Annotated in this window: 21 protein-coding genes and 1 pseudogene; 9 read left to right on the forward strand and 13 right to left on the reverse strand. The window is 59.1% G+C overall.

From position 1 onward, the window contains the following. Nucleotide 1: 1 nt before the first annotated feature. Complete coding sequence (locus FHX08_RS24370) at nt 2–3118, reverse strand: helicase-related protein (protein ID WP_184327712.1); 3117 nt, start codon at nt 3116–3118, stop codon at nt 2–4. Nucleotides 3119–3965: 847 nt separating this feature from the next. On the opposite strand from FHX08_RS24370, the gene FHX08_RS24375 reads away from it, so the two are divergent. From FHX08_RS24375 to FHX08_RS24385, 3 genes are all read left to right on the forward strand, one after another. Continuing rightward, nucleotides 3966–4121, forward strand: coding sequence for a DUF3309 family protein (locus FHX08_RS24375; RefSeq protein ID WP_017962528.1), 156 nt, complete (start codon nt 3966–3968; stop codon nt 4119–4121). 25 nt (nt 4122–4146) lie between these two features. Next, entirely contained in the window at nt 4147–4401 is a 255-nt protein-coding gene (locus FHX08_RS24380) for a YMGG-like glycine zipper-containing protein (RefSeq protein ID WP_132655954.1), read from the forward strand. 192 nt (nt 4402–4593) lie between these two features. Beyond that, complete coding sequence (locus FHX08_RS24385) at nt 4594–4740, forward strand: hypothetical protein (protein WP_165911938.1); 147 nt, start codon at nt 4594–4596, stop codon at nt 4738–4740. A gap of 145 nt (nt 4741–4885) precedes the next feature. Here the strand turns inward: FHX08_RS24385 and FHX08_RS24390 are convergent, their stop codons facing one another. Beyond that, nucleotides 4886–5611 carry a beta-ketoacyl-ACP reductase gene (locus tag FHX08_RS24390; RefSeq protein WP_132655956.1) on the reverse strand — a complete coding sequence of 242 codons (726 nt, stop codon included), beginning with the start codon at nt 5609–5611 and terminating at the stop codon, nt 4886–4888. A gap of 63 nt (nt 5612–5674) precedes the next feature. Further along, nucleotides 5675–6856 (reverse strand): acetyl-CoA C-acetyltransferase, encoded by a 1182-nt coding sequence (locus FHX08_RS24395; RefSeq protein ID WP_132655958.1) that lies wholly within the window; start codon nt 6854–6856, stop codon nt 5675–5677. A gap of 233 nt (nt 6857–7089) precedes the next feature. Here FHX08_RS24395 and phaR point away from each other — a divergent pair, with 233 nt between their 5' ends. Further along, nucleotides 7090–7662, forward strand: a complete 573-nt coding sequence (gene phaR / locus FHX08_RS24400; protein WP_132655960.1) for a polyhydroxyalkanoate synthesis repressor PhaR — start codon at nt 7090–7092, stop codon at nt 7660–7662. On the opposite strand, the gene FHX08_RS24405 is transcribed toward phaR, so the two are convergent. The 5 genes from FHX08_RS24405 to mtgA form a co-directional block, all read right to left on the reverse strand. Further along, nucleotides 7657–8064: a hypothetical protein gene (locus FHX08_RS24405; protein WP_132655962.1), complete on the reverse strand. Its 408-nt coding sequence runs from the start codon at nt 8062–8064 to the stop codon at nt 7657–7659. The two genes, phaR and FHX08_RS24405, sit on opposite strands and share 6 nt — an antisense overlap. 143 nt (nt 8065–8207) lie before the next feature. Further along, a complete protein-coding gene (rpmF, locus tag FHX08_RS24410) occupies nt 8208–8393 on the reverse strand; it encodes a 50S ribosomal protein L32 (protein ID WP_026186748.1) in 186 nt (61 codons plus the stop codon). 156 nt (nt 8394–8549) lie between these two features. Beyond that, complete coding sequence (locus tag FHX08_RS24415; RefSeq protein ID WP_132655964.1) at nt 8550–9197, reverse strand: glutathione S-transferase family protein; 648 nt, start codon at nt 9195–9197, stop codon at nt 8550–8552. A gap of 12 nt (nt 9198–9209) precedes the next feature. Beyond that, complete coding sequence (locus tag FHX08_RS24420) at nt 9210–9932, reverse strand: DUF1868 domain-containing protein (protein WP_184327746.1); 723 nt, start codon at nt 9930–9932, stop codon at nt 9210–9212. A gap of 98 nt (nt 9933–10030) precedes the next feature. Then, nucleotides 10031–10768 (reverse strand): monofunctional biosynthetic peptidoglycan transglycosylase, encoded by a 738-nt coding sequence (gene mtgA / locus FHX08_RS24425; RefSeq protein ID WP_132655966.1) that lies wholly within the window; start codon nt 10766–10768, stop codon nt 10031–10033. A 133-nt stretch (nt 10769–10901) separates the two neighbouring features. On the opposite strand from mtgA, the gene FHX08_RS24430 reads away from it, so the two are divergent. Then, entirely contained in the window at nt 10902–11816 is a 915-nt protein-coding gene (locus FHX08_RS24430) for a polyprenyl synthetase family protein (protein ID WP_132655968.1), read from the forward strand. Nucleotides 11817–11834: 18 nt separating this feature from the next. On the opposite strand, the gene ispG is transcribed toward FHX08_RS24430, so the two are convergent. From ispG to FHX08_RS24445, 3 genes are all read right to left on the reverse strand, one after another. Then, nucleotides 11835–13082 (reverse strand): flavodoxin-dependent (E)-4-hydroxy-3-methylbut-2-enyl-diphosphate synthase, encoded by a 1248-nt coding sequence (gene ispG / locus FHX08_RS24435; RefSeq protein ID WP_184327713.1) that lies wholly within the window; start codon nt 13080–13082, stop codon nt 11835–11837. 95 nt (nt 13083–13177) lie between these two features. Continuing rightward, complete coding sequence (locus tag FHX08_RS24440; RefSeq protein ID WP_132655972.1) at nt 13178–14371, reverse strand: MFS transporter; 1194 nt, start codon at nt 14369–14371, stop codon at nt 13178–13180. Between the two features lie 60 nt (nt 14372–14431). Next, entirely contained in the window at nt 14432–15208 is a 777-nt protein-coding gene (locus tag FHX08_RS24445) for a DeoR/GlpR family DNA-binding transcription regulator (protein WP_132655974.1), read from the reverse strand. Between the two features lie 144 nt (nt 15209–15352). Between FHX08_RS24445 and FHX08_RS24450 the strand changes: the two are divergent. The 4 genes and pseudogenes from FHX08_RS24450 to FHX08_RS24465 all read left to right on the forward strand — a co-directional run. Beyond that, nucleotides 15353–15613: pseudogene (locus FHX08_RS24450) on the forward strand (EamA/RhaT family transporter); the annotation flags it as partial. A gap of 151 nt (nt 15614–15764) precedes the next feature. After that, entirely contained in the window at nt 15765–16538 is a 774-nt protein-coding gene (locus tag FHX08_RS24455; RefSeq protein ID WP_132655976.1) for an amino acid ABC transporter substrate-binding protein, read from the forward strand. Nucleotides 16539–16641: 103 nt separating this feature from the next. Continuing rightward, entirely contained in the window at nt 16642–17322 is a 681-nt protein-coding gene (locus FHX08_RS24460) for an amino acid ABC transporter permease (protein ID WP_132655978.1), read from the forward strand. Further along, nucleotides 17319–18080, forward strand: a complete 762-nt coding sequence (locus FHX08_RS24465) for an amino acid ABC transporter ATP-binding protein (protein ID WP_132655980.1) — start codon at nt 17319–17321, stop codon at nt 18078–18080. The genes FHX08_RS24460 and FHX08_RS24465 overlap by 4 nt, the downstream gene beginning before the upstream one ends. Before the next feature lie 44 nt (nt 18081–18124). On the opposite strand, the gene FHX08_RS24470 is transcribed toward FHX08_RS24465, so the two are convergent. Then, entirely contained in the window at nt 18125–18694 is a 570-nt protein-coding gene (locus tag FHX08_RS24470) for an NADPH-dependent FMN reductase (protein ID WP_132655982.1), read from the reverse strand. A 169-nt stretch (nt 18695–18863) separates the two neighbouring features. Beyond that, the gene (gene pyc, locus FHX08_RS24475) at nt 18864–22328 is read right to left on the reverse strand and encodes a pyruvate carboxylase (protein WP_132655984.1); all 3465 of its coding nucleotides are present in this window, start codon (nt 22326–22328) and stop codon (nt 18864–18866) included. Between the last annotated feature and the right edge of the window lie 68 nt (nt 22329–22396).

Raw genomic sequence — 22396 nt, forward strand, 5'->3', positions numbered from 1 at the left:
ATTACTTCTTCATCTGCTCCTTGAGCGCTGCGAGCTTGGCGAAGGGCGAATCCGGATCGATCGGCTTCTCCTTGCGTGGCGGCTTGGCCTCGAAGCGCAGCGGCTGCGAATTGCCGCGGTTGTTATTGTTGCGATCACCGCGATCCTTGCGTTCACCGCGATCCTGGCGGTCGCCGCGCTGTTCGTTGCGGTCGTTGCGTGCGTGCTGCGGCCTGCCTCCGTCACGATTGCCGCCTTCGCGGTTACCATCGCGGTTGCGGTTGTTATGGCGGTTGCCATCACGAGCCTCGCCGCCTTCACCACCGCCAGGACGGCGATTGCGGTCGCCACGCTCCTGACCTTGGCCATGACGCTCGCCCTGACCCTGACCACCACGGCGGTCGCCATGACCTCGCACTTGGCGCTGATTCTCGTTCCGGCCACCAAGACGCCAGAGGAGAACAGGCTTCGGTTCTGCAGCCTCAGCCTCGCCGGCCTCGGTCGAGCCTTCGGCGGCGACGGGCGTTTCCACTGCCGCAGTCGCGGCCTCAGCGGCAGGCGTCTCTTCAGAAGCGCCATCTGCATCGTCATGGTCGGCCTTTTCGGCGGCTTCCTCTGCCGGAGCTTCGGCCGTTGCCGCAGGGGCCGATGCCGCATCCTGTGTCGCGAGGAATGCTGCGGCCTCGTCGGCCTTCACCGGGTCAGCGCGATAGCCGAGACCTTTAAGAATCTCCTCCATGTCTTCCAGGGTCGCGCCGAGAATGGACAGCATCGCCGTCGTCGTCGTGAAGCGGCGACCGTCGTAAGCGCCTTCCGGACGGCTGGCCTGACCCGGCTTCCACTGCAAGAGCGGACGGATGAGGTCGGCCAGACGCTCGAGAATGTCGATGCGCACCGCACGCTTGCCGAGGAACCGGAAGCCGGCGAGCTTGTAGAACATGCGCTCGAAGCTCGGATCGGTAACGACGGAGGTACGGCCCGCGGCCAGCACCGGAATGAGATCACCATACCCCGGTTTGTCGAGCCCATCGTTCTTCAGCGCCCAAAGCAATGTGATGAGCTCCGCCGGCGCCGGCTTCAGAAGCGCGGGTACAAAAATGTGGTAGGCGCCGAAGCGGATGCCATAGCGGCGCATGGAGGCGCGCGCATCCTGATCGAGCGACTTCACTTCTTCCGTCACGTCGCGGCGGAAGAGCACGCCGAGATTTTCGACGAGCTGGAAGGCGAGCCCCTTGGCAAGACCCTGCAGGTCTTCAGCGCGCGACAGATCGTCGAGCGGCTTCAGTACCGTGCTGATATGATGATTGACGAAACGCTCGATACGAGCGGCGACGTGATCGCGCGCATTGCCCGTGAGCTGTTCGTCAGCCAACAGAATGACGCGCGGACGCATCACATGATCGCTGCCGGAAAGACGACCGACGGGGTCGCCGAGCCAACGTACCAGTCCATCCGAGCCGATCGCCAGATCGGCATTGCCTGCCGCATGCAGGCGTGCAGCACGAGCTTCGAATTCGAGCGCGAGCGCCTTCTGCGACGCAGCCTGAACCGCCTTGGCATCCGGTCCGTCCGTTCCACCAACAGGTGTAAAACGGAACCCGGTCAACTGCCCCACATGATGTCCTTCAACAAAGACATCGCCATTCACACTGATTTCAGCTTCCAGCATCGCATTCTCTCTCAGGCGCTTCATGAGCACAGATGTCCTGCGATCAACAAAGCGTTTCGTCAACCTTTCATGTAACGCATCGGACAATCGATCTTCGATTTCCCGCGTCTTTTCCTGCCAGTGTGTCGGATCGGCAAGCCAGCCGGGCCGATTCGATACATAGGTCCAGGTTCTTATCTGCGCGATTCGCGCCGAAAGCGTGTCAATTTCTCCATCTGTCCGATCCGAGCGGTGAACTTGCTCCGCGAGAAACTGCTCGTTTACCGTGCCATAGCGCACCAGATCGGAAAAGAGGGTAGAGATAAGATCGGCATGTTGCGCAGGCGTTATGCGCCGATAATCCGGTAGAGCGCAAGCCTCCCAGAGCTTTTCGACGCGCGCCGGCGTGTCTGCGAGATCAACGATTTCTGGATATCGCGACAGATGATCGAGTGCCTGCTGGTCGACCGCAGGCAGCGCCCGCGTCAGACCCGGCACGCGCGGACCAGTCTCGAGGCTTGCTCGCAAAGATTGTATCGAGGAAAAATCGAGATCCTTGGTCCGCCACTGCAGAACCTTGATATTATCAAGTTCGTGGCCCTCAATGCGCTGCACCAGCTCCTCGTCGAACGGCGATACCTGCCCAGTCACACCGAAGGTTCCGTCGCGCACGTGGCGTCCGGCACGCCCAGCGATCTGGCCAAGTTCGCCCGGATTGAGATTTCGGAACTGGTAACCGTCGAACTTTCGGTCCTGCGCGAAGGCCACATGATCGACATCGAGGTTAAGCCCCATGCCGATCGCATCGGTGGCTACGAGATACTCGACATCGCCAGCCTGATAGAGCGCCACTTGCGCATTGCGGGTCCGCGGGCTGAGCGCACCGAGCACGACAGCAGCCCCGCCGCGCTGGCGCCGGATCAGCTCTGCGATCGCATAAACCTCGTCTGCCGAAAAGGCGACGATCGCCGAGCGCTGCGGTAGTCGGGTGATCTTCTTCTGTCCGGCATAAAGAAGGTGGGAAAGCCGAGGCCGCTCCGTGACCGTTAGTCCCGGCAGAAGTTGCTGGAGGATCGGCCGCATCGTGGCGGCGCCAAGCAGGAGCGTCTCATCGCGGCCGCGAAGATGCAGGATACGGTCGGTAAAGATATGGCCGCGCTCGAGGTCCCCCGCGAGCTGCACTTCATCGATAGCGACGAAAGCGGCTTTGGTTTCCCGCGGCATCGCCTCTACCGTGCAGACGGAGAAGCGCGCATTCGGCGGCGAGATCTTTTCTTCGCCTGTCACCAGCGCCACATTCTGGGCGCCCACCTTTTCAACTACGCGCGTATAGACCTCACGCGCCAGCAGGCGAAGCGGCAGGCCGATGACGCCCGTACCGTGCGCTACCATGCGCTCGATCGCGTAATGGGTCTTGCCGGTATTGGTCGGCCCGAGCACCGCGGTCACGCCGCGCCCGCTCAATATCATCGGCTGCGAAGTCAGGGTCATAGTCCATGCAAGTGAGGCGGCGGCGCCCCGGGTCAAGTCGGCTCCTGCGGGTGAAGCACAGAACACATGGACAGCCGAAGCTTCAAACGCAAGGGCAGAATTGAAATTGAGCTCGGATTGAGCATCGAAGTCACAGTCTGCTAAGTCCCTGATTTAAGATTCGGAACAGTCTGAGAACGAATCGGAGACGAATCGCTGACTCAGGCAGATTCAGCTTTCGTTCACGGCTAAGTATTGATTTTGAATCGTTTTTTTACACTATATGCTGAATCGGAAGATCCACCGGCAAGCAGATTCCTTCAACCGCGATCACGGCATCTCGCTGAACTGTAAGACAGCAAGATCCGACTCAAAATTAACCCTTCGATCAAAGCCGGAACGAATCAGAGACGAATCGCTGATATCAAAACATTCCCTTTTCGTTCACGGCGAGATCTTGTGCGCCCTTTGCTGTCGCCACCAAGATGCAGTTCTACCGACTCGACGGAGCCGACCTAAAGCACCAAATGCGTTAATCTTTTACATGCCGAATTTACGATGCCTTAGCCCCGGACCGGTCCCAAACCGGTGGACGATCAAAGCCGGAACGAATCGCTGACGAATCGGAGACATCACTGTTTTCCCGCTTTGTTCACCACAACCCATTGTATTCAAATAGGTTTTTAACCATAGAAACAAAAGACGGCAGAATTCTTCGCCGACTTGGCTTTTGGCGAACCGGCTAAACTCATCTCTGGAGAAACGACTGATAACGTCGCCGTGATTTTCCGCGAGATTAGCCGGGAACAAAAATCGACGATGCGTGTTTCTAGTCCAGTTGAAATGAGGATGAGGCAGGACAAACACCATGCTCGGCACGATACTTCTTATTATCCTTATTCTGCTATTGATCGGCGCCTTGCCAAATTGGGGTTATAGTCGTGGTTGGGGCTATGGACCTTCCGGTGGTTTAGGGTTAGTTCTCGTCATCATCATCATTCTTGTACTGATGGGCCGAATTTAAAGGCCGGCAACCTGGGGAGTTAGACATGAAAAAGATCGTTCTTAGCTGCGCCCTTATCGGCGCTCTCGCCTCCTGCACCCCGACGGAGCAGGGCACGGCGATCGGCGCCGGCACAGGCGCCATCATCGGCGGCGCCGTTAGCAACAGCTGGGGTGGCGCAGCAGTCGGCGCAGTCGCTGGCGGTCTGACCGGCGCTCTCATCGGCCATTCAGTCGAGCGCCAGGGCTACTGCATCTACCGTGACCGCTACGGTCGCCGCTACGAGGCGCGTTGCCGCTAATCGACACCCGGTCCATCGGAAATTTGAACGGGCGCTTCTGCGCCCGTTTTCTTGCGTCGTTTTTATCGTCAACGTGGCGTTGACGATTGGTCGCTGAAGTCAAATCTACCACGCCGCCGAGGCTGGGCGCATATTTCCTTCAAGATTGTATGGGTGGAACATATGTCTGCCACAGATGAAAAGGAACGCGCTATGGCTCAGATTCTGCTGAATTTTGCCGTCGCCGTCTTGATTGCCACGGCCTTTCTCACGACGGCAATCGCTGCGCTTCGCGGTCAAGACCACGCTGTTCAGAAGGTGCCCATCAAGACCAATCGACGGCATCATCCAAACGCTTGATACCATCAAAACGTAAGCAACGTAGCGGCAGCTGTCTGAGTGCCGTTCGCTGGCTCTACGCCCTCAACACAATTGCTCTTGCCGCCCGTGGTGCGGTTGCAGGTTCCTGTGACGTCGCCGGCAACCCGCAGGCGGGGAAGCAAGCTCAGACGAAGAATTGTCCGCCGTTGGCCGTCAGCGTCGAACCGGTAATGAAACCGGCATCATCGGAAACGAGGAAGGTCACGCAGCGCGCGATCTCCTCCGGTTCGCCGAGGCGCCCGACCGGGATCTGCGGAATGATTTTCTCATTCAGCACCTTTTCCGGCACGGCAAGCACCATCTCCGTTCCGATATAGCCGGGGCAGATAGCATTGACGGTGATATTCTTGATAGCACCCTCCTGGGCGAGGGCCTTCGTGAAGCCGAGGTCGCCGGCTTTGGCGGCTGAATAATTCGCTTGCCCCATCTGGCCCTTTTGGCCGTTGATGGAGGAGATATTGACGATGCGTCCGAAGCTCTGGTCGCGCATGCCGCTCCAGACGTGATGCGTCATGTTGAAGAGGCCGGTGAGATTGGTATTGATCACTTCGTGCCACTGCTGCGGTGTCATCTTGTGGAACATCACATCGCGCGTGATGCCGGCATTGTTGACGAGGATCTCGACCGGGCCAAGCTCAGCCTGAACCTTCGCAATACCCTCACCACAGGCGACATAGTCGGACACGTCCCACTTGAAGACCGGAATGCCGGTGACATCGTGAAATGCCCTCGCCTTTTCGTCGTTGCCGGCATAGTTGGCGGCAACCCTATAGCCGGCATTCTTGAGCGCCATCGAAATCGCCGCGCCGATGCCGCGTGTACCCCCAGTGACCAGAGCCACCCTGCTCATGTTCCGCTCCCCTGTTATTGTTCCCCCGCTCTCAGGCGGGCCTCAATATGCATCGCACGCTATTTACATTGCCTCAAAGCACATCGCGACGCCCATGCCACCGCCAATGCACAGAGTGGCCAGACCCTTCTTGGCACCGCGACGCTTCATTTCGAAGAGCAGCGTATTGAGGACGCGCGCACCCGAAGCGCCGATAGGATGACCGATCGCGATCGCGCCGCCATTGACATTGACGATGCCAGGATCCCAGCCGAGATCCTTGTTGACGGCGCAGGCCTGAGCTGCAAATGCCTCATTGGCCTCGACGAGATCGAGGTCGCCAACAGACCAGCCGGCCTTTTCCAACGCCTTGCGGGAGGCTGGGATCGGGCCGGTTCCCATGACTTGCGGATCGACACCGGCCGTTGCCCAGGAAACGATACGGGCAAGGGGTTGGATCCCGCGTCGCGACGCTTCCGCTTCGCTCATCAGCAGGGCCGCAGCAGCGCCATCGTTGAGGCCGGAAGCATTTGCCGCAGTCACCGTGCCGTCCTTGTCGAAGGCGGGCCGCAGCTTGGCCATCGCCTCCATCGTGGCACCGTGGCGGATGTATTCGTCAGAATCGACGGTTACATCGCCTTTGCGTCCCTGAATGACGAAAGGAACGATTTCGTCCCTGAAGCGCCCGGCCTTTTGCGCGGCCTCGGCCTTGTTCTGCGAGCCGACCGCAAACTGGTCCTGGTCGTCGCGCGAAAGCTGCCATTGGCGCGCGATATTCTCTGCGGTAATGCCCATATGATAGCCATAGAAAGCGTCGGTCAGACCATCCTTGATCATGGTATCGACCATCTTCATGTCGCCCATCTTCACCCCGCCGCGCAGATGCGCTGCGTGCGGCGCCATCGACATGGATTCCTGGCCGCCGGCGACGATGATCTTCGCATCGCCAAGCGCAATCTGCTGCATGCCGAGTGCGACGGCACGCAGGCCGGAACCACAAAGTTGGTTGACGCTCCAGGCTGTCGCCTCGTTGGGAACGCCGGCCTTCATCGCCGCCTGGCGGGCCGGATTCTGACCCTCCCCGGCCTGCAGGACCTGGCCAAGGATGACCTCGTCCACCTCTTCTGGAGAAACATTTGCCCGCTCCAGCGCGCCCTTGACGGCAGCCGCGCCAAGCTCGTGAGCAGGAATTGTGCCGAAAGCACCGTTAAACGAACCGACAGCGGTGCGCGCTGCACTGGCGATGACGATGGATGAACTGCTCATGGGATGGTTTCCTCGTTTCTCGTCACACATATAAGCGGAAACTGACAAAGCTGCAGGCCCGAGTCAAATGCCAAGACTCTTCCACCGTTTGCTGCGGTGCCCTCGAATGGATTTATCCGTACAGGGAAAGGGCTTGCCGCATCGCACAAAGAGATTGTCACCGCCCTTCTTTTGCGTCTACAGTCACAGGTGGAGGAGTATCCATACAATCAGACGGGGTTCGGGAGACTGATATGGCGAAGACCGAGGGTCAAATCGTAATCAAGAAATATGCCAATCGCCGCCTCTATAATACAGGCACCAGCACCTATGTGACACTGGAAGACCTGGCGGAGATGGTGAAGAAGGGGGAGGAATTTGTCGTTCAGGACGCCAAAAGCGGTGACGACATCACACATTCGGTATTGACCCAGATCATTTTCGAGCAGGAATCGAAAACCGGTAACACGCTCCTTCCTATTTCCTTCCTGCGTCAGCTGATCACCTATTATGGTGACCAAATGCAAATGGTCGTTCCAAGCTTCCTGGAGCATTCCATGCGCGCCTTCACAGAGCAGCAGTCACAGATTCGCGAGCAAGTGAACCGCGCCTTCGGCGAAACGCCGCTCGGGAAAAACCTTCAGCTTCCCATGCAGATGATCGAGGACCAGGTGCGCCGGAACACCGAGATGTTCCAGCAGGCCATACAAATGTTCTCGCCCTTCATGACGCCACCGCCCAAGGAAACCCGCAAGGCCGAGGCCAAGGACATCGACGAACTGAAGGAACAGCTTCGCGCGCTGCAGAACAAGCTCGACAGCCTATAGGCCGATGGAGATGTCCCGGTCGGCGCTGCGGATTGACACCGCAAAGCCACCGACCACGCCGATCAGCGAAATGGTCATCAGAATGAAAAAGACTTGGGTCGCCGCATCCTGGACGAGAAGAAACTCGGCCAGGAAGACGATGAAGACCAGCATCGACAGCGTGTGATTGATCAGACTGCCGGAACCGTTCCGGGTCGCCTTCAGGATCTCGAGGAAGAGAACAACAAGCGCCACGACGATGAAGAGATCGCCGAGCGCCATGCTCCAGATGGCGCCCGAAAGCATCGACAGCACGATTACATCATGCTGGAGCGCGGGAATTCCGCCACCGCCCATCAGACCCAGCATCGCCAGATTGTAAAGAATAAACGGAATAACCATCAGCGGTGTTACGGTCATCATACAGAACAATCTCCCCCGGCTCTCGGGAATACTGCCTGACATTGCTGCCCCGCTTCAAGGCATCGAAGATTGCAATAACTTGAAAAGAAAAAGGCTGGCGTCGAGCCAGCCTTTGGAACGCTATCGGAAATACCGCAAAGAAATTATGCGTTTTCCTTCGGCGTCAGAACCTGACGGCCACGGTACATGCCGGTCTTCAGATCGATATGGTGCGGGCGGCGCAGTTCGCCGGAGTTTTTGTCTTCGACGTAGGTCGGAGCCTTCAGCGCATCAGCCGAACGGCGCATGCCGCGCTTGGACGGGCTCGTTTTTCTCTTCGGTACAGCCATTTCTCTTACTCCACTTGCGGGCAAAACATGTCCACGGCCAGACTGGCGGCCGAAACGGACATGTCGCGATTTCGGAAATTTTGCGCGCTTATACATGCAAGGGGCGGTCTTGACCAGTCCCCATATGTATTTTTTGCGATGCCGATGATTCCCTGTTCAAACTTCGTCTTCCGACACGATCCAGGGCTCGGCGCGGGCTGCTTCCTCCCACTTCCGCCAGGCTGGATGTACCTTCATCGTACCTATATAGGCCAGTATATCGTCGTGACTGACAAGATCATAAATGTCGAAGCGGTTGACGACAGGCGCAAACATCGCGTCCACTCCGCTGAATTCACCGAAAAGAAATGGCCCACCGGACGTCTGCAGCAGATCGCGCCAGATCGTCTCGATCCGGCTGATGTCCGCCGAAACCCCGTCAGGCAGCGCGATCTTGCCCCTCGGCCGACGGATGTTCATCGGGCAAGCGCTGCGCAGCGCCCGGAAGCTCGACATCATCTCCATGGAAACCGAACGGGCAAGCGCCCGCTCGCCACGATCGCCAGGCAGCAATCCGGCTTCAGGAAAGAGCTCCGCCGCATATTCGATGATCGCGAAGGATTCCCAGATCTTCAGCACGCCGTGCTGCAGCACCGGCACATGGCCACTCGGCGAGACAGCCTTGATGTTGGGATTGCCGTTTGGATAATCGAAGGGGATCAGCACTTCCTCAAAATCAATGCCGACGCCCGTCAGCGCCATCCATGGCCGGAAGGACCAGGACGAATAGTTCTTGTTGGCAATGTAGAGCGTAAGCTTGTCCATGATGCGTTCCTGTCAGGGTTCGAAATCGAAGATCAGCAGTTCGTGGAAATGGTTCAGATCTTCGTACACGCAGAAGGCCGGCGGGTTGAACTCCAGCACAGGAGCAGCGCGGCGGATATCTTCAACAACTTCGTTGAGCATCGCCTGCCAGCGTGGCAATGCTTCATCTTCCAGCCGCTCCATCGCATAGGCGAAGGTCATGTGGAATTTATACTCCTCATGGTTGGGCTGACGAAAACCCAGGAGTTTGGCGAATGCATCGCGCCAGGCGCGCATCACCCTTCGGTCACCTTCTGTTGCGCCCTCAAGCAGCAAACCGGAAGGACGGGCTTCAACGATAGCGACATTGAAAGGATCGAACATGGAGAAGCCTTCGAGCCGAGCCGCCAAAAGCTCCGTCATATCATTCATTGGCGTATCGAGGGGAATATCATGAGGCCAGCGATCCTGCTTGCGCTCCGTCTCGATTACCCCGTCGAAAAGCGTCATGTGGAGGCTTGTGATCGGCGTGAAGAGAAACTTTGGTGCCTCAGGCATCGTCAGATATTTTTCACGCGCCTCGATCAGGGCCTGCTGAGTTTCCGAGCCTTTCACCGGGTGGCAGACGATCGTGTTGCCCTGCTCCGGTAAAAATCCCCCGACCTGGCGATAACGAGTGCCTAAATGCGCTGGCGGAGCGGGATTATGGGTCTTCGAATATTGGAGAAGCTCGGGCGAAAGTATTGTGGTGGTCATGGGGCGACTCAAGGGCTCTCGTTGGTACTGCGCTCGCCCTTATGGCAGAACCAAGAATGTCAGATGACGCTTGCCGCTTCCAACGACAAGTTCTGATGTCAGTCATAGATGCACTTGATGTAATCGCCGGAGCCCTGTGCCCGCCGTTCGATGACGACGGCCAGTCGGCGTAGGCCCCGGCCGGGTTTTCCGGCATTGCGGCCGATCGGGTTCGGCAGCGAAACTGCCAAAAGCGATGCCTGCCGGCGCGTCAGCTTCGAGGCCGGCACCTTGAAATGATATTGCGAAGCCGCCTCGATACCATAAACGCCAGGCCCCCATTCGGCGATATTGAGATAGATCTCCATCAACCGCCGCTTCGACCAGACAAAATCGGAAACGACTGCGAGCGGCAGCTCCAGTCCCTTGCGAATGAAGGAGCGGCTATTCCACAAGAAGAGATTCTTCGCCGTCTGCATGGGAATGGTGCTGCCGCCGCGCGTTTCCTGGCCCTTTAGAGTATCTTCCACCAGCATACGCATTTCGCCCCAGTCGACGCCACCGTGGAAACAATATTGCCCGTCTTCCGACATCATGACCGACTGGACGAGAACTGGCGCGATGTCGTCGATCGAGACCCACTGCCGGTCGTAACCACGCAGAAGCACGAGATCGCGCAGCATCAGCGTCGAAACCGGATGGATGAAAGGCAGCAGGTAGAGAAAAATCAGGACATAAGGCAAAAGCAGCAGGGCCAGCACAGCAAGAACGATGCCCTTCAGCACCTGGCGGTCTCCAAACCAGCGCCGGCGAACCGGCGCCTCGGCGCTCTCCATTGTCTCCGGCACTATATCCAATGTCCCAGTCCGTTTTCGCCCTGCCGTTGTCATACCGCCTGAAAACCTGCATTGCCAGAGCGGAGCGGAAATCTTGGTGCAGTGATCTACAATTCCGTTGCCAGCAGCGGTTCCGCCGTGCCAAAGAGCGCGCATGGACGCGAAACGGGAAACATTCGAGATACGGTTGAAAAACAGCGCCACCGAGATCGAGGCGCTGCTCGACGCGCTGCTCTCTCCCACCGTTCTTTCAGATGAGATCGCCCGCCCCGACCTTTTGCGCAACGCCATGCATTACGCTGTGCTCAATGGCGGCAAGCGTCTGCGCCCCTTCCTTGTCGTGGAAGCAGCCACACTTCTCGGCGGCAATAGGCAGGCAGCTCTGCGGGTTGGTGCGGCACTTGAATGCATCCACTGCTATTCGCTCGTCCACGACGACCTGCCGGCCATGGACGATGACGACCTGCGCCGTGGCAAACCGACGGTGCATATCAAGTTCGACGAGGCGACCGCCATTCTGGCCGGAGACAGTCTGTTGACCTACGCCTTCGATATCATTGCTGCCCCGGAAACGGATCTGCCGGACCGGAGCAAGACGGAGCTCGTTTTGGCGCTTGCCCGCGCCGCAGGCCTCGGCGGCATGGCCGGTGGCCAGATACTCGATCTCGCAGCGGAAAAACACGCGCCCGATGAAACCGGCATCATCCGCCTGCAGGCGATGAAAACAGGCGCCTTGATCCGCTTTGCTTGCGAAGCCGGCGCCATCATTGCAGGTGCTTCCTCGGAAGAGCGGCAGCGCCTGCGCCGTTTCGGCGAGAAGATCGGCCTCGCTTTCCAGCTTGCCGACGATATCCTCGACTTGACCTCCGATACCAAGACGATGGGCAAGGCGACCGGCAAGGATGCCGCCCGCGGCAAGGGAACGCTCGTTGCACTTCATGGCATGGAGTGGGCGGAAAAACAGCTGCGCCAGCATGTCGAGGATGCCGAGGAACTGCTTCACCCTTATGGCGAGCATGCTGCGATGCTGAAAGCGACGGCCCGCTTCATCGCAGATCGCAAGAGCTGAGACGGAAAGGCGGCACGATTACTCCGCTGCCGTCTTCTGACCGAAACGCTTCTCGATATAGTCGATGACGAGCGCTTCGAAATCCGAGGCGATATTCGGGCCACGCAGCGTCAAAGCCTTCTTGCCGTCGATGAAGACGGGAGCGGCTGGTGTTTCACCGGTGCCAGGCAGGGAGATGCCGATATCGGCATGTTTGCTTTCGCCTGGTCCGTTGACGATGCAGCCCATGACCGCGACATTGAGCGCTTCCACGCCCGGATATTTCTCGCGCCAGACCGGCATGTTCTTGCGAATGTCGTTCTGGATGTTCTGCGCAAGTTCCTGGAAGACGGTCGAGGTCGTACGCCCGCAGCCCGGACAGGCCGCAACAACCGGCACGAACTGACGGAAGCCCATGACCTGCAGCAATTCCTGCGCCACCTGCACCTCGCGGGTGCGGTCGCCGCCAGGTTCCGGCGTCAGCGAAATACGGATCGTATCGCCGATACCGTTCTGCAACACATAGCCCATGGCGGCCGACGAGGCGACGATGCCCTTCGTGCCCATGCCGGCTTCGGTCAAGCCGAGATGCAGCGCGTGGTTGGAGCGTTCCGCAAGCATCGAGTTGACGGCAATCAAATCCTGAACCTGGCTCACCTTGGCCGACAGGATGATACGATTGCGCGGCAGACCGATCTCTTCGGCGAGTTGGGCAGACAGCAGGGCCGACTGCACGATCGCCTCGCGCGTTACCTGCCGGGCCGAAAGCGGCGAGCCTTCGGCCTGGTTCTTGTCCATCAGCTGCGTCAGCAATTCCTGGTCGAGCGAACCCCAGTTGACGCCAATACGCACTGGCTTGTCGTAGCGGATCGCCATCTCGATGATTTCAGCGAACTGCTTGTCCTTCTTGTCCTTGAAGCCGACATTACCCGGATTGATGCGGTATTTCGCCAGCGCTTCGGCGCAGGCCGGGTGATCGGCGAGCAGCTTATGGCCGATATAGTGGAAATCTCCGATCAGCGGCACATCCATGCCGAGGCGCAGCAGGCGCTCACGGATCTTCGGCACGGCAGCTGCGCTCTCATCGCGGTCCACAGTGATACGGACAAGCTCGGAGCCTGCACGATGGAGGGCGGCCACCTGGGCGACCGTAGAATCCACATCAGCCGTGTCGGTATTGGTCATGGATTGCACGACGACCGGCGCGCCGCCGCCGACGATGACGCCGCCGACATCGACGGCAACGGAAGCGCGGCGCGGTTTCGGATCGAAATCGAAAGCAGACATGAAGAGCTCTTACACCCGGAAAAAAGAGCCTTTCAGGTGGATCAAGCCTGCGAGCTTGTCAACCGCCCCGCATATCACTTTTGTTTGGAGGCGGTTCAGTGACCGCCTCCGGAGACGCCGTCGGCATAATGTGCGAGCCGGGAGAAGGCGAGAACCACCAGTAGCAGCACCGGCAGCGCCATGAAAACGGCCGCAAAGCTGACATGCTCGGCGACGAAGCCGATGACCGAGGGTGCAACCAGCATGCCAGAATACCCCATCGTCGTAACGACGGAGATGCCGATACCGGGCTTCAGGCCGGGAATATTGCCTGCCGCCGAAAAGGCGATCGGCACCATGTTGGAAATGCCGATGCCGCAGAGCGCAAAGCCAAGGATGGCGATCTCGGCATTCGGTGCAAGGCTCGCGAGCAACATGCCGGCGATCGCAAACAGCGTGCAGATGCGTAGTGTTTTCACACCACCAAGACGGTCGCGAACCAGATCTCCGGCAAAGCGCATGATCGCCATGGTCGCCGAGAAGGCTGCAAAGCCGAAGCCGGACAGCGCGACGGATGCCTCCATTTCCTGCCGAAGATAAAGCGCACCCCAGTCGAGCACTGCGCCTTCCGGCACCATGCAGAACAGGGCCATCAGACCGAGCAGCCATGGCAGCGGCACCATCGGCAACCGGGTCTTTTCCTTCTTATCTTCGGGATGCGGCGGGTCGGCCAGGATCATCGGCCAGGCGATGGCAAGAAAGATGGCAGCCAGAACAGTTGCCAGTTCCGCATGGCCGAGAATGCCAAGTTTGGAGATCACCAGGCCGCCGAGACCGGAACCAATGAGGCCGCCAAGGCTCCAGAAGGCATGGCAGGACGACATAATGGCGCGGCGCATGGATTTTTCCACGGCCACCGCATTGGCATTCATCGCCACGTCCATCGCGCCTATGAAGCCGCCGAACAGGAAGAGCGAAATCGCTCCGGCGATGACATTGGGCGCCAGTGTCAGTGCCAGGAGCATCGGCAATACGCAGAGGGCCAGCACCCGCACGACGACGCGCGAGCCATGCTTGGCGATTTGCGCGCCGGCGACCGGCATCATGACCAGCGATCCGAGACCGAAGACGAGGATCATCAACCCGAGCTCGAATTTTGTGAGCGCTAGCCGTTCTGCGAAGTCAGGAATCTTCGGCGCCCAGCATCCGACGACGAAACCATTCATGAGAAAGAGCAGCGAGACCGCAACCCTGCTTCTGGTGATGAAGCCACTCCGTACCCCTCGAGCCGCGTTCACATTAGTGTCCATTTCCTTGTCTTTCCTCTTGATCAGGCTACCTGCCCGATCCCCATAACAGGCGGAACGGCTTTAGACCGTCTTGTCCGCAATGATCGTCCGGCACCCGCGTGCACGGTATTCCCCAAGCATGACGGCATCTGCGTCATGCTCCACGATAAGGCACTCGCAATGCGCGACAGGCAAAACGCTATGTGGCGCTGCTGTACCGAATTTCTCCGATGTGGCCGCAACCATGACCCGCTTGCTCCTGGATGTGGCGAACCGCTTGAACTCCGCATCCTCGAAGCCGAAGGTCGTCAGCCCTGCCTCCAGATCGACACCACAGGCGCCGAGAATGCAGAGATCGGGCAAGATCTGCTCCATGTCGCGCAGGGCCTTGGCGCCCAGCGAGCCTCCGGTCTGGCGATCGACCAGACCGCCGATCAGGATGACGTTGACTCGAGGCTTTTCGATCAGCGCTGCAGCGATCGCGGGCGCATTCGTCGCAGCCGTCAGCGGAAGATCAGTCGGCAAGGCATTGGCGACCGCCAGATTGGTGCTGCCGGCGTCAAAGAAAACCGTCATGCCGGCGGCAATTTCGCCCGCCGCCGCACGCGCTAGAGCCTGCTTTCTGTCAGCGGCAAATCTCATGCGCTGGCTTAGGCTCCCGCGCGCCGGTGAAACGGGCAACGCCCCACCATAGACACGCTCGCAGAGGCCCGCCGCCGCCATCTCGCGCAGGTCACGCCGCACTGTGTCTTCCGAGACGCCGAATTCGAGAGCCAATTCCGTAGCCAGCACGCGGCCATGCGTCTTAAGCCTCTCGGAGATAACCGTCTGGCGTTCTCGCAGTAAGAAATCTTGCATGTTTATACCGGATCAGTGTTTCCAATCCCCCAATCAAGCATAAACACTGATAATCGTGCATGCAATGTGAGCGATTACACGATTTCTGACGCTTTGAGACAAGCCGCTACTGCCAGGGCGAAACGTGGCCTATGGACCGTCCGCATCATGACCGGCGTGGCCGTTATCTACGCCTGGCAGACCCCGACCTTGACGCAACGCGGCATGCTCATCGGCACGGGCGTCATCGCCGGCTGTGTCCAGTCCGCGCTTTTCGAAAGCATGCGTCAGGCACCGGTCTCGGTGCTTGCACCCTTTTATCTGAGCCGACATTCCGAGCATGATGTCGTCGTCGGAGCCATCATGATCCTCGGTGCCGGTTTGATCATCGTCAGCGAAAGACTGCACCATCGGGCCACTGCCTGATACCGGTTTCAGCTGAATTCGGTGTTCGAATGGCAGCTTGAGAAAAATATTCGCAGTTGCCGCTTTTATTTGCAGTTTTCTACGCTTCCGTAGCCGCAATTTTCTGCGATGTATCGGCGATTGAACACCTCTTCCAAGGATGGAAAGAACAATGAACTGGTTGAAAACCGTCGCCGCCGCTGCCCTCATTCAGGCTGCAGCTCTTCTGCCCGCCCATGCCGGCGAAAATCTCAGCGCCATTAAGTCTGCCGGGGTCTTCAAGATCGGCACGGAAGGCACTTACGCGCCGTTCACCTATCATGACGAAAGCGGCAAGCTCGTCGGTTTCGACGTCGAAATCGGCGAAGCGGTTGCGGCCAAGCTTGGCGTGAAGGCCCAGTTTGTCGAAGGCAAGTGGGATGGCCTGATCGCCGGCCTCGACGCCAACCGCTATGACACTGTTATCAACCAGGTCGGCATCACCGATGCGCGCAAGCAGAAATACGACTTTTCCGAACCCTATATCGCGTCCAAGGCTGTTCTGATCGTTCGCGACGGCGACGACAGCATCAAGTCCTTCGCCGATCTCAAGGGCAAGAAGTCGGCTCAGTCGCTGACCAGCAATTTCGGCAAGATCGCCACGGAAGCCGGCGCCGAACTGGTTGGCACCGACGGCTTCGACCAGTCGATCCAGCTCGTCCTGACGAAGCGCGCCGATGCGACGATCAACGACAGCCTCTCTTTCCTGGACTTCAAGAAGCACAAACCTGACGCGCCGGTGAAGATTGTTGCCCAGCAGGAAAATGCCGATTACTCCGGTATCATCATCCGCAAAGGCGAGCCGGAACTGCTCGAGGCGATCAATAAGGCGCTTGCCGACATCAAGGCTGACGGCACCTACCAGAAGATCGCCGACAAATACTTCGGCCAGGACGTTTCGAAATAAGCCTTGGCCCGGCGGTTTCGCGCTGCCGCCATATCATCTATAGCTGCATGGAAAAGCGTTCGGCGAGCCCTTGCCGGACGCGTCTTTTCTTGAGGACTCGCCCTTGCCGCACTGGCTCCAATTGATGGTGGAATCGCTGCCCTCACTCCTATGGGCTGGTTTGATCTTCACCATCCCCCTGACGCTGCTTTCCTTCGCTTTCGGCCTGATCTTGGGCCTGATCACCGCGATTGCCCGTCTCTTCGGCCCGGCGCCGATTGCAGTCATTGCCCGCTTCTACGTCTGGGTCATCCGCGGCACCCCGCTGCTCGTCCAGCTCTTCGTCATTTTCTATGGCCTGCCGAGCATCGGCATCTTACTCGATGCCTTTCCGGCTGCCCTAATCGGCTTCACGCTGAATATCGGCGCCTACAGTTCCGAGATTATACGTGCCGTCATCTCCTCCGTGCCGAAGGGCCAGTGGGAGGCGGCCTATTCGATCGGCATGAGCTGGCGTCAGGCCATGAGCCGCACTATTCTGCCGCAGGCCGCTCGCGTCGCCGTGCCGCCGCTGTCGAACACTTTCATCTCGCTGGTCAAGGACACTTCGCTCGCAGCCGCCATCACTGTGCCGGAACTCTTTCAGGCCGCACAGCGCATCGTCGCGACCACCTATGAGCCGCTGATCCTGTATATCGAGGCGGCCCTGATCTATCTCGTCCTGAGTTCCGTGCTCTCGGCGCTGCAGCAGCGGCTCGAACGCCGTTTCGCGCGTTACGGCGGTATGCTGGAGGCAAATGCATGATCGAGCTCTCCAATATCGAAAAGCGCTTCGGCGACGCCGTCATCCTCAAGGACATCAGCATCCGCATTCCGGAAGGCAGTGTCACCGCCCTCGTCGGCCCGTCCGGCGGCGGCAAGAGCACATTGCTTCGCTGCATCAACCTCTTGGAGATCCCGACCGCAGGCACCATCCGCCTCGGCGAAGAGACGCTCTCCTTCGCGCCCGGCAAGCGTGTGGGCTGGCAGGCGATCCAGAAGATCCGCCGCCAGACCGGCATGGTTTTTCAGAATTTTCAGCTCTTCCCGCATCAGACAGCGATCGAAAACGTCATGGAAGGTCTGGTCACGGTCCTGAAATGGCCGAAGGAAAGGGCACGCGAGCGCGCCATGGAACTGCTGACCAAGGTCGGCATGGCGCATAAAACCGACGCCTGGCCCTCGACACTTTCGGGCGGTCAGCAACAGCGCGTGGCGATCGCTCGCGCGCTGGCCCCCTCGCCCCGTGTCCTGCTATGCGACGAGCCGACATCGGCTCTTGATCCGGAGCTTTCGGCGGAAGTGGTCGATGTGTTGGGCCAGCTTGCCCGGGAAGGCACGACCATGGTCATGGCGACCCATGATCTCAGGCTCGCCTCCAAGATCGCCAATGACGTTGTCTTTCTGGAAGCCGGCAGCGTGGTGGAAACGGGCACTGCCAGAGCGATCTTCAATTCGCCGGAGCGGGAGCGCACCAAGCGCTTCATCTCGACGATCAACGCAGCCCATACCTACGATATCTGAAGCAATACCGGGTCGCGACCATCCCGGTATTGCTGGCATTTCGATCAGCCCGTTGCGACGGCGCGCGCTGCCTTCAGCGCATTGCCCCACCAGGTGAGCTGATCGAGCAGATTCTTGGCTGCTTCGTTGAGATGCGCGTAGTCGCCTAGGCTCTTACCGTCCTTGAGAACGGCAAGATATTCGCTGAATGCGATATGGACTCCGGTCTTGACGGAAGCCGCGCTCATTTCGACGAAGACCAGGCGAAGATGCTCGACCGCGCGTGCGCCGCCGACACCGCCGTAACCGACGAAGCCGACCGGCTTCTGGATGAATTCGCCGAGATCGATCGCGTTCTTCAAAACAGCCGTCGGCGCATGATTGTATTCGGCCACGGTGAAGATGAAGCCGTCGAATTCGCGCAGCTTCTTCTTCCAGCGTTCGGCGGTCTCGCTTTCCGCAGTAGTGGCGCGCGCTTCACCAAAGAAATGCATGGGGTAATCGAGAAGATCGAGAACCTCGACCTCAAGATCAGAGCGCTGGCTGACGAGCTCGGCGATCCACTTGGCGGGATACTCGGCGAAGCGGCCTATACGTGTGCTGCCGACGATGACGGCAATCCTCAACTTGCTCATGGAGATGTCTTCCTAAATGCTCTTGGGGCTGGTGGCGGGAACCGACATCTATGAGAAAGCCTCCTCGCCCGGCAAGGCGAGAAGGCTGCTAACTCTCAGAAAAACCAGCTTTTTAGACGTCAGATCGTACACAATCAGGTGATATCGAAGACAAACAACCGTCCCCTACTCAACCGGCATAGACGACGAGCAGATCCTTGGCGTCGATCTGGTCGCCGGCCTTGACCAGCACTTCCGAGATCGTACCGTCCTTCTCGGCATGCAAAGCCGTTTCCATCTTCATCGCTTCGATGGAGAGGAGGACGTCGCCGGCATTGACCACCTGACCGGGCGCAACGAAGACGCGCGAGATGACGCCCGGCATCGGCGCGCCGACATGGACGGCATTGCCAGCTTCCGCCTTGCGCCGGGCCGCGGCCCCCGAGGCGCCATGCGCCCGATCCGGCACCTTGATGCGGCGCGGCTGGCCGTTGAGCTCGAAGAAGACGGTGACCATGCCCTGACTGTCGGTACCACTCATCGCCTGATTGACGATGACCAGCGTCTTGCCTTTTTCGATGTCGGCAAACAGTTCCTCACCATCCTTGAGGCCGTAGAAATAGGAGGGCGTCGGCAGCACCGAGACCGGACCATAGGTGTCCGCAGCCAGTGCGAAATCGGTAAAGACCTTGGGATACATGAGATAGGAGGCGAACTCGAAGTCGCTCACCTCCCGCTCGAGCTTGGCTTCGATCGCCTTGCGCTCCGCCTCGAGATCGGCATCCTCAAGCAGTGAACCGGGGCGCACCGTGTACGGCTGCTCGCCCTTCAGCGCCTTCTTCTGAAGCGCTTCCGGCCATCCTGACGGAGGCTGACCCAGATCGCCTTTCAGCATCGAGACCACCGATTCCGGGAAGGAAACTTCCCTATCCGGGCTGACGACATCGGCAACTGTCAGGTCTTGGCTGACCATCATCAGTGCCATGTCGCCGACGACCTTGGAAGACGGCGTCACCTTGACGATGTCACCAAACATCTGGTTGGCATCGGCATAGGCTTGGGCAACTTGGTGCCAACGAGTTTCCAGCCCCAGCGAACGGGCTTGCTCCTTGAGATTGGTGAACTGGCCGCCGGGCATTTCGTGCAGATAGACTTCGGAAGCCGGTCCCTTGAGGTCGCTCTCGAAGGCCGCATACTGATTGCGAACCGCCTCCCAATAGAAGGAGATGCGGCGGATCCATTCAGGATCGAGGCCCGGATCGCGCTCTGAACCTCGCAGCGCTTCGACGATCGAGCCGAGGCAGGGCTGCGATGTATTGCCCGAAAGCGCATCCATCGCAGCATCGACGGCATCGACACCGGCATCCACGGCAGCGAGAACCGTGGCAGCAGCAATGCCCGACGTATCATGCGTATGGAAATGGATCGGCAGGCTGGTCGCCTCACGCAGTGCCTTGAAGAGCACTTTGGCCGCAGCCGGCTTCAACAGGCCAGCCATATCCTTCAGTGCAATGATATGAGCGCCCGCCTTTTCGAGCTGGACGGCAAGATCCGTATAATATTTGAGGTCGTATTTCGGCCTGGCCGAATTGAGGATATCGCCCGTGTAGCAGATCGCCGCTTCGCAGAGCTTGTTCTCCTCGGCAACAGCGTCCATCGACACGCGCATATTTTCCACCCAGTTCAGGCAGTCGAAGACGCGGAAGAGATCAATGCCGCCCTTGGCGGCCTGGCGGACGAAATATTTCACGACATTGTCGGGATAGTTCTTGTAGCCGACGCCATTTGCGCCGCGCAGCAGCATCTGCAGCAGCAGATTGGGAGCCGCCTCGCGGATCAGTCCCAGGCGCTCCCACGGGTCTTCCGTCAGGAAGCGCATGGATACGTCAAAGGTGGCTCCACCCCAGCATTCCAGTGACAAGAGGTTCGGCAGCGCATGTGCATAGGTGCCGGCGATCCTGGAGATGTCATAGGTGCGCATGCGGGTGGCAAGCAGCGACTGGTGACCGTCACGCATCGTCGTGTCGGTTATCAGCACCTGTTTCTGATCGCGCATCCACTCGCCGAATTTCTTTGGTCCGAGCTGATCGAGCAGTTGCTTCGTACCATCGGCAATCTTGCCGTGGTCTGCATAAGGCACGACCGGTTTGGCGGCGTCCTCTGACGGGCGCGGACGATCCTTCGCTTCAGGATGACCGTTGACGGTGACGTCCGCGAGGTAGGTAAGCAGCTTGGTGGCACGGTCCTGGCGTTTGACCTGCTGGAAGAGTTCCGGAGTCGAGTCGATGAAGCGCGTCGTGTAGCTATTATCCTGGAACTTCGGGTGCGTGATGATCGCTTCGAGGAAGGTCAGGTTCGTGGCGACACCACGGATGCGAAATTCCCGCAAGGCGCGGTCCATGCGGGAAATGGCTTCGAGCGGATTGGGCGCCCAGGCCGTCACCTTGACCAGTAGCGGGTCGTAATAACGGGTGATGATTGCGCCGGTATAGGAGGTGCCGCCGTCGAGGCGGATACCGAAGCCCGATGCCGAACGATAGGCGGTGATACGGCCATAATCCGGAATGAAATTGTGCTCCGGGTCTTCCGTCGTGATACGGCACTGCAGCGCGTGGCCGTTGAGCCGGATATCCGCCTGCTTCGGCACGCCGGATTCTTCAGTGCCGATCGCAAAGCCGTCGAGGATGTGGATCTGCGCCTTGACGATATCGATGCCGGTGACGACTTCGGTAACGGTGTGCTCGACCTGGATGCGCGGATTGACTTCGATGAAATAGAATTTGCCGGTATCGGCATCCATCAGATACTCGACTGTGCCGGCGCCAACATAGTTCGTCGCTTCGGCGATCTTCAGCGAGTAGGCAGCAAGTTCCTGCCGCTGCGCGTCCGACAGATAGGGCGCGGGCGCACGCTCGACGACCTTTTGGTTACGGCGCTGGATGGAGCAGTCGCGCTCGAAGAGATGGACGACATTGCCATGCGTATCGCCGAGGATCTGGCTTTCGACATGACGGGCGCGCTCGACAAGCTTCTCGAGATAGACCTCGTCCTTGCCGAAGGCGGCCATCGCTTCGCGCTTGGCCTCCGTCACCTCACGGGCGAGGTCGGCTTCGGAGCGGATGACGCGCATGCCGCGCCCGCCACCGCCCCAGGAGGCCTTCAGCATGATGGGATAGCCTATGGCTGCCGCCATCTTGGCGACTTCGGCCATATCATCGGGCAGCGGCTCGGTGGCTGGCACGACCGGAACGCCGACGGAAATGGCGAGATTGCGCGCTGCGACCTTATTGCCGAGCTGACGCATCGTATCGGCCCGCGGACCGATGAAAGTGATGCCCGCAGCATTGCAGGCATCGACGAACTCGGGACTTTCAGAAAGCAGACCATAACCCGGGTGAATGGCATCGGCGCCCGAAAGCTTGGCGACGCGGATTACTTCGTCGATCGAGAGATAACTTTCGATCGGTCCAAGGTCACGGGCAAGATGAGGCCCGCGTCCGACTTGATAGCTCTCGTCGGCCTTGAACCGGTGCAGCGCGAGTTTGTCCTCTTCTGCCCATATCGCGACCGTTTTTATGCCGAGCTCGTTGGCCGCGCGGAAGACGCGGATGGCAATTTCGGAACGGTTGGCAACAAGGATCTTGGATATGGGCAATGTACTCTCCTCAAAGCACGAAAAACGGGCCATGCTGCACCCGCGAAGAGAATTCTTAACGTGCTGTT

This window comes from Rhizobium sp. BK529 (genome assembly GCF_014194105.1).
GTDB lineage: Bacteria > Pseudomonadota > Alphaproteobacteria > Rhizobiales > Rhizobiaceae > Rhizobium.

Coding starts and splice junctions, on each gene's coding strand:
- FHX08_RS24370 (WP_184327712.1), bottom strand. CDS start 3,118: ATGACCCTGACTTCGCAGCCGATGATATTGAGCGGGCGCGGCGTGACC.
- FHX08_RS24375 (WP_017962528.1), top strand. CDS start 3,966: ATGCTCGGCACGATACTTCTTATTATCCTTATTCTGCTATTGATCGGC.
- FHX08_RS24380 (WP_132655954.1), top strand. CDS start 4,147: ATGAAAAAGATCGTTCTTAGCTGCGCCCTTATCGGCGCTCTCGCCTCC.
- FHX08_RS24385 (WP_165911938.1), top strand. CDS start 4,594: ATGGCTCAGATTCTGCTGAATTTTGCCGTCGCCGTCTTGATTGCCACG.
- FHX08_RS24390 (WP_132655956.1), bottom strand. CDS start 5,611: ATGAGCAGGGTGGCTCTGGTCACTGGGGGTACACGCGGCATCGGCGCG.
- FHX08_RS24395 (WP_132655958.1), bottom strand. CDS start 6,856: ATGAGCAGTTCATCCATCGTCATCGCCAGTGCAGCGCGCACCGCTGTC.
- phaR (WP_132655960.1), top strand. CDS start 7,090: ATGGCGAAGACCGAGGGTCAAATCGTAATCAAGAAATATGCCAATCGC.
- FHX08_RS24405 (WP_132655962.1), bottom strand. CDS start 8,064: ATGATGACCGTAACACCGCTGATGGTTATTCCGTTTATTCTTTACAAT.
- rpmF (WP_026186748.1), bottom strand. CDS start 8,393: ATGGCTGTACCGAAGAGAAAAACGAGCCCGTCCAAGCGCGGCATGCGC.
- FHX08_RS24415 (WP_132655964.1), bottom strand. CDS start 9,197: ATGGACAAGCTTACGCTCTACATTGCCAACAAGAACTATTCGTCCTGG.
- FHX08_RS24420 (WP_184327746.1), bottom strand. CDS start 9,932: ATGACCACCACAATACTTTCGCCCGAGCTTCTCCAATATTCGAAGACC.
- FHX08_RS24430 (WP_132655968.1), top strand. CDS start 10,902: ATGGACGCGAAACGGGAAACATTCGAGATACGGTTGAAAAACAGCGCC.
- ispG (WP_184327713.1), bottom strand. CDS start 13,082: ATGTCTGCTTTCGATTTCGATCCGAAACCGCGCCGCGCTTCCGTTGCC.
- FHX08_RS24440 (WP_132655972.1), bottom strand. CDS start 14,371: ATGGACACTAATGTGAACGCGGCTCGAGGGGTACGGAGTGGCTTCATC.
- FHX08_RS24445 (WP_132655974.1), bottom strand. CDS start 15,208: ATGCAAGATTTCTTACTGCGAGAACGCCAGACGGTTATCTCCGAGAGG.
- FHX08_RS24455 (WP_132655976.1), top strand. CDS start 15,765: ATGAACTGGTTGAAAACCGTCGCCGCCGCTGCCCTCATTCAGGCTGCA.
- FHX08_RS24465 (WP_132655980.1), top strand. CDS start 17,319: ATGATCGAGCTCTCCAATATCGAAAAGCGCTTCGGCGACGCCGTCATC.
- FHX08_RS24470 (WP_132655982.1), bottom strand. CDS start 18,694: ATGAGCAAGTTGAGGATTGCCGTCATCGTCGGCAGCACACGTATAGGC.